Source organism: Spirosoma sp. KNUC1025, assembly GCF_045160025.1.
In the GTDB taxonomy this organism is placed as follows: domain Bacteria; phylum Bacteroidota; class Bacteroidia; order Cytophagales; family Spirosomataceae; genus Spirosoma.
In genome coordinates, this window is sequence record NZ_CP087139.1 from 2694991 (window position 1) to 2709751 (window position 14761).

12 protein-coding genes are annotated in these 14761 nt (G+C 47.2%); 5 read left to right on the forward strand and 7 right to left on the reverse strand.

Going from position 1 to position 14761, the window contains the following annotated elements; genetic code table 11:
* Window positions 1-62: 62 nt before the first annotated feature.
* From LN737_RS11675 to LN737_RS11690, 4 genes are all read right to left on the reverse strand, one after another.
* Window positions 63-1682, reverse strand: a complete 1620-nt coding sequence (locus LN737_RS11675) for a lytic transglycosylase domain-containing protein (protein ID WP_405519012.1) — start codon at window positions 1680-1682, stop codon at window positions 63-65.
* Between the two features lie 89 nt (window positions 1683-1771).
* Window positions 1772-3211, reverse strand: coding sequence for an Asp-tRNA(Asn)/Glu-tRNA(Gln) amidotransferase subunit GatA (gene gatA, locus LN737_RS11680; RefSeq protein WP_405519014.1), 1440 nt, complete (start codon window positions 3209-3211; stop codon window positions 1772-1774).
* Between the two features lie 184 nt (window positions 3212-3395).
* A complete protein-coding gene (locus tag LN737_RS11685; protein WP_405519015.1) occupies window positions 3396-3599 on the reverse strand; it encodes a twin-arginine translocase TatA/TatE family subunit in 204 nt (67 codons plus the stop codon).
* A gap of 157 nt (window positions 3600-3756) precedes the next feature.
* Complete coding sequence (locus LN737_RS11690; RefSeq protein WP_405519017.1) at window positions 3757-4218, reverse strand: YkvA family protein; 462 nt, start codon at window positions 4216-4218, stop codon at window positions 3757-3759.
* Window positions 4219-4411: 193 nt separating this feature from the next.
* On the opposite strand from LN737_RS11690, the gene mdh reads away from it, so the two are divergent.
* The gene (mdh, locus tag LN737_RS11695; RefSeq protein WP_405519019.1) at window positions 4412-5353 is read left to right on the forward strand and encodes a malate dehydrogenase; all 942 of its coding nucleotides are present in this window, start codon (window positions 4412-4414) and stop codon (window positions 5351-5353) included.
* A gap of 227 nt (window positions 5354-5580) precedes the next feature.
* Window positions 5581-6171, forward strand: coding sequence for a DUF4190 domain-containing protein (locus tag LN737_RS11700; RefSeq protein WP_405519021.1), 591 nt, complete (start codon window positions 5581-5583; stop codon window positions 6169-6171).
* Between the two features lie 79 nt (window positions 6172-6250).
* On the opposite strand, the gene LN737_RS11705 is transcribed toward LN737_RS11700, so the two are convergent.
* The 3 genes from LN737_RS11705 to LN737_RS11715 form a co-directional block, all read right to left on the reverse strand.
* The gene (locus tag LN737_RS11705; protein ID WP_405519023.1) at window positions 6251-7744 is read right to left on the reverse strand and encodes a hypothetical protein; all 1494 of its coding nucleotides are present in this window, start codon (window positions 7742-7744) and stop codon (window positions 6251-6253) included.
* 244 nt (window positions 7745-7988) lie between these two features.
* Window positions 7989-10481: a zinc-dependent metalloprotease gene (locus LN737_RS11710; protein ID WP_405519025.1), complete on the reverse strand. Its 2493-nt coding sequence runs from the start codon at window positions 10479-10481 to the stop codon at window positions 7989-7991.
* 135 nt (window positions 10482-10616) lie between these two features.
* Window positions 10617-11090 (reverse strand): DUF4293 domain-containing protein, encoded by a 474-nt coding sequence (locus LN737_RS11715; RefSeq protein ID WP_405519027.1) that lies wholly within the window; start codon window positions 11088-11090, stop codon window positions 10617-10619.
* A 118-nt stretch (window positions 11091-11208) separates the two neighbouring features.
* On the opposite strand from LN737_RS11715, the gene mnmD reads away from it, so the two are divergent.
* The 3 genes from mnmD (at window position 11209) to LN737_RS11730 (ending at window position 14707) form a co-directional block, all read left to right on the forward strand.
* Window positions 11209-11874 carry a tRNA (5-methylaminomethyl-2-thiouridine)(34)-methyltransferase MnmD gene (gene mnmD, locus LN737_RS11720; RefSeq protein WP_405519028.1) on the forward strand — a complete coding sequence of 222 codons (666 nt, stop codon included), beginning with the start codon at window positions 11209-11211 and terminating at the stop codon, window positions 11872-11874.
* A 91-nt stretch (window positions 11875-11965) separates the two neighbouring features.
* Window positions 11966-12559 (forward strand): thioredoxin family protein, encoded by a 594-nt coding sequence (locus LN737_RS11725; RefSeq protein WP_405519030.1) that lies wholly within the window; start codon window positions 11966-11968, stop codon window positions 12557-12559.
* A gap of 126 nt (window positions 12560-12685) precedes the next feature.
* Complete coding sequence (locus tag LN737_RS11730) at window positions 12686-14707, forward strand: M13 family metallopeptidase (protein ID WP_405519031.1); 2022 nt, start codon at window positions 12686-12688, stop codon at window positions 14705-14707.
* Window positions 14708-14761 lie beyond the last annotated feature (54 nt).

Genomic DNA, 14761 nt, shown 5'->3' on the forward strand with positions numbered 1-14761 from the left:
TTCACGTTTCAGACAATACGTAACGTCGCTTTAAAACAACAGTTAATACGTACTGAGTAAAATCAACCGACAATTAATTTCTGACCTAACCGGAGCGAATTGCTGCGGATATGATTCATTTTTTTGAGACGATCAATTGTTAAACCGTCGTAACGCTGCGCTATATTCCAGAGTGTATCGCCATCCTGTACGCGGTGGTAACGAGGTTTGTAGTGCCTGGTTTGGGCAATAGTTTCTGCTTTTTTGTGCCGTTTCGCCGTTCCCTGATCAGCCAGTTGCTCAGCTCGGGTTTCGGCAACCTCTTTTAGAATAATCAAGCGTTGCCCCTGATGAATCGTTGTCGAGCGAAGGTGATTCCAGCGTTTTAAATCGTACAACTCAACGCCATACCGGTCAGCAATATCGGCCAGATTATCTTTCTTTTTCACCAGATAAACCTGCTTCTGCGGTTTGCGTTTGACTACTGTTTCCAGATCTTCTTCGGGTTCATCTGCCGATTCGGCTTCCGATAGCTGGGCCGTCAGGTTTGGCGATTTTCCGCTGAATTTACCCGACGTCAATGCTGTTTCTGTCGTAGGCGCTTCTTCCAGATTAACGTTCGCTAACGGATTGTTGCCTAAGGCAGCCCAGTTTTTCATTGAGTCGGCATTGCGGGGAATGTCTTCCGTATGAGCCAGTAACACATGCTCCATGCTAACTGGCAACCGACAGGCTGAATCCATAATAGCCCGTCGATTTTGGGCGAAGAAAGCGTACTGCTGACGCGGCACCCGCAGAGGATATCGGTTCGTATAGGCTGGAAGTACCGTCGTTGTGATGGCTGGATTCATTTTTTGCAGGTCACTCAACGCCATAGTACTATGCCTGGCAAATGTTTCCAGATTGAAATACCCCGTAATATGAATGGTATCCATCGGGATGGGATGCTCATATTTCTCCGCGAAAATCCCGTGATCGTTCGCGTAGTGCATTAGATAGGTAAACGCAACAAATTGAGGTACATACCCACGGGTTTCTTTGGGCAAGGCGTCATAAAGCGTATAATACGTACTGGCACCTGTCCGACGCATGGCCCGTTTAACAGCGCCGGGTCCGCAGTTATAAGCAGCCAGCGTCATCTCCCAATCGCCGAAGATTGCGTACAGATCACGGAGGTATTTGCAGGCGGCTTCGGTAGCCTTGACCGGGTCCATCCGTTCATCAATGAAATCGTCCTGGTAGAGTTTTAGATCGCGTCCGGTGCCAGGCATAATCTGCCATAAACCACCAGCGCCTGAATGAGAAACAGCGCGGGGCGTTAGCGATGACTCAACGATTGACAGGTATTTTAATTCATCAGGGAGTTCATATTCGGCCAGCATGCGCTCATAGAGCGGAAAGAAGAGCGACATGCGTTCGAGCATTAATTTGGTAATGCTCGGTTTGCGAAAGGTGAAGTAATCGACGTACGACTGGACCGCTTTGTGATACGTAAGCGGAACGTCTTTCTGAAGCTTTGCCAGGCGCTCGCGCAGTAAACTGTCGGGAACCGTAGTGACAGCGATAATTGTATCTTTTTTACTGCTTATACTGTCCTGTTGTAATGAATGAGAGGGGGTTCGTTCGGCGCGAGCCATTAATGTCAGACCCAACGTTGTACTTAACAGAGCTGTTTTTAAGAGGCTAAGGTTCAGATACTTCATGCGATCTTCAGTTTGGTTCGTTACGTTTTTAATAGATAATGGTTAATGAACTCTGTTTAATGAACGCCTTATCTATTGTTCATTACGCCTTATTCATTCGACATTTTCAGCCTTTTTGCCAGCGCTACTAAACTCCCTTCCGCAAAAGGAGGAGCCATCAATTGCAAACCAATTGGCAACCCTTGGGCGTCCGTTCCGTTAGGAACCGAAATGGCAGGGTAACCTACTACATTAGCCTGCACGGTAAAAATATCGGCCAGATACATCTGCAGCGGATCATCCGTTTTTTCGCCCAGTTCAAACGCTGGTGTCGGCGTGGTGGGCGACAGTAAAAAATCATACTGTTCAAACAACCGCTCGGTTTCCTGACGAATCAGGCGTCTTACCTGCTGCGCCTTGGTATAATACGCATCATAATAGCTGGCACTCAGGGCAAAGGTGCCAAGCAATATCCGTCTGCGTACTTCAGCGCCAAACCCTTCCGTCCGACTTTTTTTGTACAACGACAAAAGGTCTAAAGCTGATGTATTTGTCCCCGAACTTCGGTATCCATACCGTACACCATCAAAACGCGACAGATTTGACGACGCTTCAGCAGTAGTCAGAATATAATACGTCGGAAGCAGATATTTTAAAAGCGTCAGATTGACAGGTTCTACCGTATGGCCTGCTTCCTGCAGCAGGTTGATAGTTTGTTGAGTTGCTTCACGAATACTCGGATCAACGCCTTCGCTGTCAACGCCATCCTGGAGGTAAGCGATACGTAATGGTCTGTTGGGTAATTCAGCTCCGATGTACGACGTAACGGGTTTAGCAGATACCGTACTGTCAAAAGCATCGGCACCCGCCATTATTTCAAGTAGGAGAGCTGCATCCTCGGCCGTATTGGCAATGGGACCGATGCAATCGAAGGAAGATGCGTAAGCAATAAGTCCCCAACGGCTAACACGCCCATAGGTTGGCTTCAGGCCAACTACGCCACAAAAAGCAGCGGGCTGACGTACCGAACCGCCCGTATCGGAACCAACGGAGGCCAGGCACAGACCCGCCTGTACGGCAACGGCTGATCCGCCACTGGAACCACCCGGTACTCGATTGGGGTCGGCCGCGTTACGAACGGGACCAAAGGCCGAGTTTTCATTCGAAGAGCCCATCGCAAATTCGTCGCAGTTCTGTCGACCGATGATGATCACATCTTCGTCGAGCAGGCGCTGTACAGCTGTAGCTGTAAACTGGGCTGTAAAGTTCTCAAGGATATGGCTGCCTGCCCGCACATTGTGCCCGGCATAGCTGAGTACGTCTTTAATACCGATGACCATTCCGGCCAGCCTTTTGGCCGTACCAGCCGCTAGTTTTTGGTCAATAGCATCCGCTTGTTGCCGGGCTTCATCGGCATAAACTTCGGTAAAGGTATTAAGATGATGATGTTCTTCGATTCGAGCGAGATAGTGCTCTACCAACTGGCGGCAGGTGATGATGTTGGCTTTGAGATCGGCCTGAACGGTTGAAAGGTTACGGTAAAGCTGCACAGGGAATAGTTTACGGCTTATCAGTTAGCAGGTTATACGTTCCGAGGAGTTAGTAAAAACAGCAGTGCTGTTACCCTTGAAAACGCTAGCCTGATACCTGTAGACCATGAACGATAAACAAATAAAAACAGAGAATCAGGCAGCTCCAGTTTGGGGCTGCCTGATTCTCTGTATATGGAGAAAACTATTTCTCGGACTCTTTCAGACCTTCTTCGATATTCTCGCGAACGTCTTTCGTAGCGTCTTTAAATTCTTTGATGCCTTTACCAAGTCCCCGTGCAAGTTCGGGAATCTTCTTAGCGCCAAACAACAAGAGCAGTGCTAGGAAGATAAAGATCATTTCCTGACCGCCCAAACCCATAATTGCAAAAATGCTTGCCGAAATCATGATACCTGGGATTTGAATGTATGCAAATTTAACAAAACTCTCTCGTACAATCTACTAAAACGTAGCGAAACTTACGTGCATACTGCAAATACGGTTTTCGATAGACAGGTTATTGTAAAAATAAAAACTGAATACCAGAAACGAACATCCGTATACACTAACTGATCTTAATCGTTTTAACGGCGGTCGGTTTCTGGTCGCCGGCATTAGCCGTTCCACCTTCCCACTGCCGGAATTTTTCAATGTCGTCTTTGATCCCGCTGAAAAGCCAGAGCATTAGGGCAATATCATCGGTCAAGCCGACGATAGGCAAAAAATCGGGCAGAATATCGATCGGCGAAACAAAATAGATCAGCACGGCAATCACCCGAAGCAACGTTTTCCAGGGTAGCTCCCGGTACTGGCCTGATGCATACGCTCTCAACAAGCGGGTAACAACGGATAGCTGGTCTCGGAAAGCTGCAAAATTTGCCCCCGATAACCCTCCGCTTTTTTCGATCGCTTCCCGAATTAACTGAAACAGCCTCTGGGAGTTACGGGCGTAACCAACAGCACCTGCGTTGGCCCGCTTAAAAAATATAGAGGATAAAATCCGGGAGATAAGGCTACTGTTTTTCATTGAATTTTTCTGTAATTCTGGCTTTCACCAGATTAACAAAGCAGGTAATAGTGAATGTCTAACAATTTTTTCTTCTCAATAGTCTATAAACGTGGAATAACAGGAGAAGTTTTATTCCAATCGGTATTGGTTTGTCTTGGGATGGGGTCGTACTTTTGCGCTCGCTTGTTAACCCTTTAATTCCGAATACCGTATGAAAGTTACTGTAGTAGGTGCTGGAGCCGTTGGAGCCACCTGCGCCGATAACATTGCCCGCCGTGAGCTTGCCCATGAAGTTGTGCTGTTAGACATCAAAGAGGGCCTTAGCGAAGGTAAATCACTCGATATGCTTCAGGCATCGACCCTGCTTGACTGCGATGTTAAACTGACCGGGGCTACGAATGATTACGAAAAAACAGCCGGTTCAGATGTTGTGGTTATTACGTCGGGGTTGCCACGTAAGCCAGGGATGACCCGCGAAGACCTCATCGGTATTAACGCGGGCATTGTGAAGGGCGTAACGGAAAATATTCTGAAATACTCTCCTGATACAATTTTCATTATCATTTCGAACCCGATGGATACGATGACGTATCTCGCCCTGAAATCGTCGGGTTTACCTAAAAATCGGGTTATTGGTCTGGGTGGAGCTTTAGATTCGGCCCGCTTCAAAACGTATTTATCGCTATCGCTGAACTGCTCTCCCAACGATCTACAGGCTTCCGTAATTGGCGGTCATGGCGACACAACCATGATCCCTTTGACACGTCTGGCTACCAAGGCTGGAGTACCCGTCAGCAATTTTCTGGATGAGGAAACGCTGAAAAAAGTGGCTGCCGACACAATGGTAGGCGGAGCAACTCTGACGGGCCTTATTGGTACGTCGGCCTGGTATGCGCCGGGTGCTGCCGGAGCCTATATGGTGGAAAGTATTCTTCGCGATCAGAAGCGCGTGATTCCTTCCTGCGTTCTGCTGGAAGGTGAGTACGGTCAGTCAGACATATGCCTGGGCGTACCGGTTGTTCTGGGACGTAACGGCTGGGAAGAAATCATTGATTATAAACTGAACGAAGACGAGCAGGCGGCTTTCAATAAATCGGCTGATGCAGTCCGGAGTATGAATAATGTGTTGAGCACGCTGAACATTGGTGTGTAAATATTGACGGTTTAGCTAAAAAAGCCTGTCTGCTCCGAGCAGACAGGCTTTTTTAGTTGAGTTCTATCCCATTTATGAATTGCTGAGCATCAGCCACTTAAATTTATTACGTTCGAAAATCATCGGCAAAGCGAGATTAAAGCTGATTTAGATTTAGAAAACACCTGTTGAAAGAAACATATGATTTGTTTTTATTGCATACTATTCACCTTCTTAATCCATTTCTAATGCACACATTTATTAAACTCTTTACCATCCTAAGCTTATTTTTTGGTTTCTTTTCCTGTGCTCGACGTGACCAAGCCCTTTTCCAACGATCTCAGCGTGAACAGTTAACAGAAGTAAGCCCAACGGTTAAACCAATTATAACTGAACCTTTACAGGTCGCCAGCAGTCGCCAGGAAGCTATCCAGGAAACTGAAATGGTAACGGCTTCAGTGGAAAGCAGACTACCTGTTGAAAAGAAATATCCAGTTTGGTCGAGCCATAGCGGAGCTTCTAAGCCCATAACGAAAGCTACGGTTGAGCAAACCAGAGTTCAGCAAAAACAAATACGTAAGGCAATCTTAAAGAAACTGGTAGCGGATACACCCGTTAAAACAAGTGGTCTGGCAATTGCGGCTCTTGTGTGTGGAATTTTAAGCTTTTTCCTGTTGGGAATCGTATTAGGGCCTCTTTCGCTAATTTTTGGGGCAGTAGCCCTAAATAAAATAGCCAAAGATCCTTCTATAAAAGGCCGTGGCATGGCAGTTGCCGGTTTAGTGTTAGGCATAGTCGCAACCGTAATCATGATCGTATATTTTGCCTCTCGCACGTAACAGGCATTCTTAGCATTCAACAGAAAAGCCCTGCCAGAGAATGGCAGGGCTTTTCTGTTGGGCTCCAGGTTGGAGTCGATTAAATAAATACCTGATACTGTAGAATTAATTGGCTACGGCGGCCTCCTGAGGAGAGTTGCGAGGTTGTCGAGGAGGGTTCGTAATAGGGACGATTCTGGTAGTCGAGCGTAAGCTTGCCGTTATGGCCTTTAATCAGGTAATTAATGCCAATGTTGTAAACGCCGAGCGTATTTGACATGCGCTGGTACTTAGCGATTTGAGCCTGTATGTACGGCATTAACGTACCATTGCCTGCGCCGAAGAGATCCCGCTTCATCAGGTAGCCAACCTGGCCATAAATAACGCTACCTGTACCGAACATTGGGAAAGCATTCCCTTGCGTACCGCCCAAACCACCGGGCCGTTGTGATGCTACGATGTCGCTGGCCGGGTTTAGCGCGCCGTTGAACCGAAGGTAATTCCTACCGTAATCCGTATGGAAATAGCCAAGGTAAGCGTTGAGCGCTGTTCCTTTTTCCTTATTAATCGGCATATCCAGGAAAGACGCGACCGACCAGAGATTCATGTTTTCATAAACCGTATCGACGGGTGTCGCTACGTGTACCATCGCATTTTTCTGCGTAATAAACCCGGCTTCCAGGTTAAAAATTTTTTTAGCGCCAAGATACGTACCTGTGTTATAGCCGGGTGTCTGATGGGCTTCCTTGTCGAAGAACTGCCACATGAAAAACCCCTGAAATTGCTTTTCATGACCTTTCAGCGCAAAAACGGAGTTAGGACCGTACGCAGGAAGCGCAGACCCGCTGGTTTGAATCGGAAACGGATCGCTGACGGTTACCCGGTAGTCGAGATGACCGACCTGCCCACGCGCATATACACTGAGTTTACGGGAAAATTCGTCCGTCTGATCTACGGTAGCCTGCGCAAAAACAGGAACATCCATACTCATAATCGTGGCCACGCTGGGAGCACTAAACCGCGAAAGTCCATTTACGATTGTCAGACCACCACCGATGTTCAGGTAATTTTTGTTTTTAAATACCAGGTACTCTGCCACGGCATCGTGAAAGAAAGCCTGGATTTTCCGTTGCGATGAAGCATTCTGACTAAATCCTCCATTCAGGTAATTGAAGTTATTCATCCCAAACTGCATGTACAGAAATACGTGGTCACTGAGTTGGCCAAACAACTGTATGCGGGTACGACGTAGCCCCACAGAAAAGGTATTGTCTTTCGGAACTCCAATAACCGTTGAGCCGGGATTATTCTGATTAAATTGAAACCAGGCCTGATTCAGAAAGGTAGCTTTGAAAAAGTGCGAACCAGACTCATTTAAGTTGTACTTCAGTTCATTTTTTTCGGTTTGTCGTTTAGGCTGAGAAACTGACGTAGCAGTTTCAGACCTAATAGCTGAGGCCGAGGTGACGGGTACGGGCGCTGGTCCTTTAGCCGTATCAACTGTTGGTGAAGTTGTAACAGGTTGTTGAGCTAAGGCAAATTGGCTGATTACTAAAAACGTAATCAGCCAGCCTGTTTTCATAAATATATTCATAGTGTATCAATCCTGTGGTTTCGCTGCAAAAGCCTGTTTGCGTGTTTCTTTAAAACAGTATTAAAATAAGATTAAAGCGCAAGTTATCTATAGAATTTTACATACGGATCGTACGAAAAAAGCCGCCTGCTAATCGACAGACGGCTTTCAAGTATAAAAAGCTTGTTTAGTGTTCAGAATGGCTGTCCGTATCGAGCGTTCATGGCATGTAGATTAGCACATGAAATTCCTCTCAAACACGTACTTATTTCCAGTCACATTCAGGGGCAAGCCATTCCTGACCTGTATCAATGGGCATGCCGTCGGGAGGAGCGAGCGCATTCGTTGGTCGGAGATCAGTAACATTGTCATCTGCCCGACGAATTTGCTCCAGTGCAAACAATTGATGAGCAGCCGCTTTTGGGTTAGAAGCCGTCGTGTTTAGTTTGCTTTTCAGTTGATTTAATTTGAAACTTGTTATAGCGCGAGCCTGCGACGTTACTTCCTGATTGTTAGCCAGATCAATCAACTTTTGAAGGAGTAATTTATCCGTTGATCGTTTTACCTCGGCCAGATAGCCATCAGTTGGCTCGGCTTTATACCAGGTAGCAGCCAATAATTGATCGAGCATATCTTCAAGACTAAGCTGGGCTGGGTCAAGTGCCGATTGCATCACCAGTCGACTTACCCGCTCACCGTTGAACAGCATTTGCAGCGTCATGCCCGCGGCTGCTTCGGGAGCAGCCATTGGATCGAACGTAATGCCTGTACGTCGTTTGAAAACTTCCCTTGGGTTTGGGTCGTACCGATAGGGGCGGGGAGGAATCAGCGCCAGCATCGATTTCGGAAGTGCCAGAAACGTAGGGTCTATTGTAGCGAGCAAGGCATCCAGTGCCCGTTTCTGCTCCTGAACCGGAACGGTTGACACAACAGGCTGTCCATCGCCACGTAACGCATTCGTATAGGTTTGTCCGGCTACAACCTTGGCCGCTGCCTCTACCTGATACCGATGGAACATATACATGGGCACAAGTACTTCTTCGAGCGTTGCCATTGGCGTTCCGGCCGGAATTTTTTTATCTGTAAAGCTCCCCAGCGCGATTTTTCGTACGTCTGTTACACGTTTTAATTCATCGACAGCATTCGTACCGTTGTCCCACAGGTGAGTGCCGGGGTGAGCAGAACCCTCTGGCCGGGCATCCTGATCAGTCAGGAAGGTCAGACCGGTTTTATGCATATCATGTACGATCTTATCCAAGGCCTGCTTCTCGTTCGTTCCGGCAGGAAACTGTTCATAGCCGTACCGAATACTCCATTTGTCATACTCACCAATTCCTTTTGCGTAGGCATCCGACAGGTCGATGCTGGCTCCCTTGATTTTCGCCACCATTGTTGGATAATCCATCACCGAAGCCCGACCAAATTCGCCACCTCCCTGTGCGCTGGCGATGTAATTGTGCGGCAGGCCGAGTGTGTGACCAACTTCGTGGGCGGCCAATTGCCGCAGTCGTTCAATCGACATTTGCATCATAGGGTCTGAAGATGGAGCTGTGGCGCTGGTGTAATCGCCGATGAGCCCCTGAGCGATCAGATAATCCTGCCGGACACGTAACGAACCAAGCGTTACCTTGCCTTTAATGATCTCGCCAGTACGCGGGTCACTGATGCTGCCGCCGTAACTCCAGCCCCGCGTTGAACGGTGAACCCACTGAACCAGATTGTACCGGATATCCATAGGGTCTGCATCCGCTGGAAGGAGTTTGACCTGAAAGGCATTTTTGTAGCCAGCCGCTTCAAAAGCCTGATTCCACCAGGCAGTTCCTTCCATCAGCGCCGAACGTATCGGTTCGGGCGTACCAGGGTCGATGTAATAAATAATTGGTTTGACAGCCTCGCTAACTTTGGCCGAAGGATCTTTTTTCTCCAGCCGATGCCGCGAAATATACCGTTTCATAATGGGCTGACTGACAGCCGTTGCGTAATCAAAATATTCAATGCCGCCGTAGCCAATCCGTGGATCAAAAACCCTGGGTTTGTAATTATTATCCGGTAATTGAACAAACGAATAGTGTTGATGAATGGTAACCGCCGTTGGTGTTGGAGCAACTTCTCTCAAATAAGCGCCCGGATTATCACCAGTAAGCGTAATGATGGTTTCGAACTCTGTATTTTGAGGGAATGCTTTTGTGTGCGGGAGATACATGGCGCTACGTGCCGGATCAACTTTAAACGCTCCCTGTTTGGTTCGTGTAATGGCCTGCACCGCACCCACGGCATCCTGCATCAGAAACGGAGTTAAATCGACCAAAACTTTTCCGTTTTCCTCCGCCACAACATCAAAGCCTGCGTGCACCGATTTGGCAAACGACTCCTCAACCGCCCGGCGCTCAAGCGGATCATTACTGATTGCCCGGTAAGCATAATTGGGTTCAATGAGCAAAACTTTAGGACCGCTACGTTGAAATTTTACGATATGCTCCTGACCGAGCCGACCGCGATCAAGGCCAATATCGTTGGAGCCAACGCCTTGCGCCAGGGAGGGGTAATACAAAAATTCGGTGTCAAACGTACTGATTTCAAGCCATACCTTTCCTTTCTTGGCGTCCCAGTAAAACGTTAGAAAGCCGGGGTTCCGCTCCATACCGTTGGTGAACGTAGCAATACTGGTCGATGAGGTAGCACCCGCAGGATTTTGTGCGTGAAGCTGGCAATAGGTAATGACGAGTAGACTGAGAAGTGTAAATAATCCTTTTTTCATATTGGCAGAGGTTGTAATTAATGATCAAGATACGGCGAATGCCCTTACAAACGGATGGGCAAGTCGGTTTAGACGTAGCTAAAAAAACTTCCCGAAAGCTCAGTGCTTTCGGGAAGTTGACGGCTTATTAAATTTCTATCGTAGCCGGTCCGAACCTCTGACTAGCCTTTCGTCTCGCCGGATAAACCGATTGGCCAGTGCATTAAAAATCAAGGCGGCAATGATGGCATAAAAACCCGTCAGGAACGTACCCTGGTCATCGGGACTGCCATATTTTTTTCCTTCGTAAAGAGCCCGGTAGAGGATTATACCCATTATGGCTGTGAGCATCAAAGCATTTACAGCGCACAAAGCCGTTTGTGTCAGGCGGTTGCGATACTGAAAAACCGCATAAAGCGATACTAGCCCTACCAGGGCAATCAGCAGCGCTAAATACCAGATCGTATTGGCATACGTTGTAATACCTTCTTGCTGACTGTACTGGAGAGCCGTCAAATGCGCCATCTCGGGTGATTTTGCGCCAGCTTTTTCCCAAATTGGGGTCGATAGGGCAATGCCCATGGCAAGTGTAATAAGAAACAGAAATATTGTCTGAACGCGTTGAATCATTGGAGTTGATAAATGATGAGTAATGAATAATGTATAGTGAAGCCGTACTTTATACGTTGTACTGTATCCATTATACAGTAAGAATTGAGTGCAAAAATAGCCCAAAAACTAATAGATTATGAAAGCAGACGTGCGTCTGATAGTAACAGCCGATGGATCACATACGGCGATCAACCAGGCTCTCGACAAAACGTACCATTCTGTTCATGGGGCCTACCAGGAATCGCAGCGGGTATACATAGAACTAGGCTTATTGGCAGCCTTCGAAAAATTTGATAACCTACCCCTGAATGTATTCGAAATGGGCTTTGGTACAGGGTTGAATGCCCTGCTCACGGCCCGCGAGGCCAGCCAGCATCATCGTCAGATCAATTACGTCGCCGTTGAAGCCTATCCACTGCCGCTTGATGATGCGCGTTTGCTGAATTATGATGAGTTACTCGGTACGGATTATTTACCCCATCTGCATGAATCAGCCTGGGATGTGCCGGTTCCTATTGATGACTATTTCAGGCTCACCAAGCGTACCGGACGTTTACAGGATTTGCAAACCAGTGATTGTTTCCATCTGATTTATTTCGATGCGTTTGCGCCAACAGCCCAGCCTGAACTCTGGGAATTAACGGTGTTTCAACAATTGGCTGATCTGTTGCTACCCAGTGGTATTTTGACGACGTATTGCTCCAAAAGCGATGTACAACGTAACATGCGGGCCGCTGGTTTAACGGTTGAAAAGCATCCGGGTCCACCTCACAAACGGGAGATTTTACGGGCCATTAAATAGCGCGTCTGGAGCAGTTAATTTTAATCTCCAATCCCGAACTATAGCGCTAATTTTTCCAGCTGCTGATCGTTATTATCGAAACAACCTGCTCATGAATCGTCTCTTTTTGTTTTTTGCAGCGTTTATTCTGCTGACTATTAGCGCATTCCGTACAAATTTACCTTCAGATACTTCGGGTGTTAAACCGACCGACGAACGTAAGCACATCAAGTGGTTAACCATTCAGGAAGCGTATGCGCTGACGCAGAAAAAACCGAAAAAATTTGTTGTGGATGTATATACCGATTGGTGTGGCTGGTGTAAAGTAATGGACCGGAAAACCTTCTCCGAGCCCGCCATTGTCGATTACGTCAACGAAAATTTTTATCCGGTTCGGTTTAATGCCGAACAGACAGCCGACGTAACACTGGGCAAGCAAACGTTTAAATACATTAGTGGTGGTAGCCGGGGCGTTCATGAACTGGCCGCAGCCTTGCTGAACAACCAGATGGGATATCCTACTACGGTGTTTCTGGATGAAAAATTCAATCTGATCCAGCCGATTTCGGGGTACCTCGACGCGCGCACATTCCATCAGATCATTACGTATTTTGGCAATAACTATCACCAGAAAGAGCCCTTCGATCAGTATAAGGCAGGTACTTACGTAAAAGCTTACCGGCCTTCTCCAACAGCGAGTAAATAGCAGATTCGATACGTAACGCGGATGGGTACCTGTGCTCAGTGGCTTTTATAAACAGCTGCCGAGTGCGGTTCCCACCCGCGTTACGTATTTTTGTCAACTTTCATTAACCTAACCGCTTTCAAAAAAATGACTAAACGTCTGACTTTTCTTTTAGTACTAATACTCGCTATCGGGATCATGGCCATTGAGCCCCGTAAATTCATTGACCCTCAAAACATGGATTTGTCGGTAAAACCGGGCGATAATTTTTATCAGTATGCCAATGGCAACTGGCTTCGGCAGAATGCAATCCCAGCGTCGAAAACGGCTTGGGGGAGTTTTAATGAGCTGCGCGAGAAGAGCCTCGATGCGATGAAGTCTTTGCTGGAGGAGGCTTCGAAAACCACAACGAAAGGGCGTTTGTATCAGATGGTGGGAGACTATTACATGAGCGGAATGGATAGCCTTACTATCGAAAAACTAGGCTTCGATCCCATTAAGTCAGACCTCGCCCGTATTGACAAGGTGAATAATAAACCCGCTTTTCTCGATGAATTAGCCTTTCAGCGTACGCAGGGAAATGGCATGCTGTACGGTTTTTTTGTGGCGCAGGATCGCAAAAATGTCTCGAAATACTTGCCTCAGTTCAGTCAGGGAGGAACAACACTTCCCGACCGCGACTATTATCTGAAAAATGATAACCGTAGCACAAAAATCCGCGATGCCTATCGGGAACATCTAACTAAAATGCTGGCGCTGATTGGTGAAGAACCTACGCAGGCTTCTCAGGATGCCGACGTAATCATGCGGGTAGAAACGGCACTGGCAAAAGCACAGATGCCTCGTGTTGACCTGCGCGACCCGTATAAAACATATAACAAATTTACGGTAGCCACATTTAGTCAGCAGACTCCCGGCATCAACTGGGCTGATCAACTGACGAAGTTTGGTGTGAATAAACAGGATACCGTACTGGTGCAAAGCCCCACATTTTTTCGGTCGCTCGATAGTCTGGTAGCTGCTACACCCATTGAGGATTTACGGACGTATATGCGCTGGAACATCCTCAAAGGGGCTGCACCTTATTTAAGTGATGCGTTCGTAAAACAGAATTTTGCCTTTACAAAAGTGCTAACCGGCCAAAAAGAACAAACTCCGCGCTGGCAACGCATTAGTAGTCTGATTGATGGTTCTCTGGGCGATTTGCTTGGTCAGCTTTACGTTCAGAAATATTTCAAACCAGAAGCTAAACAGCGGATGCTAACACTGGTAGATAACCTTGAAGCGTCGTATACGGAGCATATTAAAAACCTCGACTGGATGAGCGAGGATACGAAAAAGAAAGCGCTCACCAAACTACTGGCTTTCAAACGAAAAATCGGTTATCCTGACAAGTGGAAAAGCTACGAGGGGGTGACGATCGCACGTAATGAGTTTTATGGCAACGTAAAATCGGCTGGTAAATGGCAATATAATTACATGATTAACCGGTTAGGGAAACCTGTTGATCGGACGGAATGGGGCATGACTCCACCGACTGTAAATGCCTATTATAATCCAGTCAACAACGAGATTGCCTTTCCGGCGGCAATTCTGCAATTCCCATTCTTTGATTTCGAGGCCGACGACGCTGTTAATTACGGTGGTATAGGCGCTGTAATCGGCCACGAAATGACGCACGGATTCGATGACTCGGGTCGGCAGTATGATTCGGATGGGACGTTACGTGACTGGTGGACAAAAACCGATGCGGATAATTTTAAGAAACGGGCCGATCAGGTAAAAGAGCAGTTTTTTGGCTTTAAAGTATTGGATTCGATCAAAGTAAATGGACAGCTGACCCTCGGTGAAAACCTGGCTGACCTTGGCGGGTTGGCCATCGCCTATGATGCCTTTAAAAAAACAGCACAGGGTAAATCGACTGGCAAGAAAAGTTTGATTGATGGCTTTACTGCCGACCAGCGGTTTTTCTTATCGTGGGCGCAGGTCTGGCGCATAAATATTCTCCCTGAAACGCAGGCACAATTGATTATGACAGACCCGCATGCACCCGGAATGTACCGCTGCAACGGTCCATTGTCGAACATTGATGCCTGGTATAAAACATTCAATGTCCAGCCCGGCGACAAAATGTATAAAAAGCCAGAAGATCGAATTAAAGTATGGTAGTTATTCTCTGTTGAAAGTTTCCGGGGCAGCGTTTCGCTCACACTGGGTAGGAAC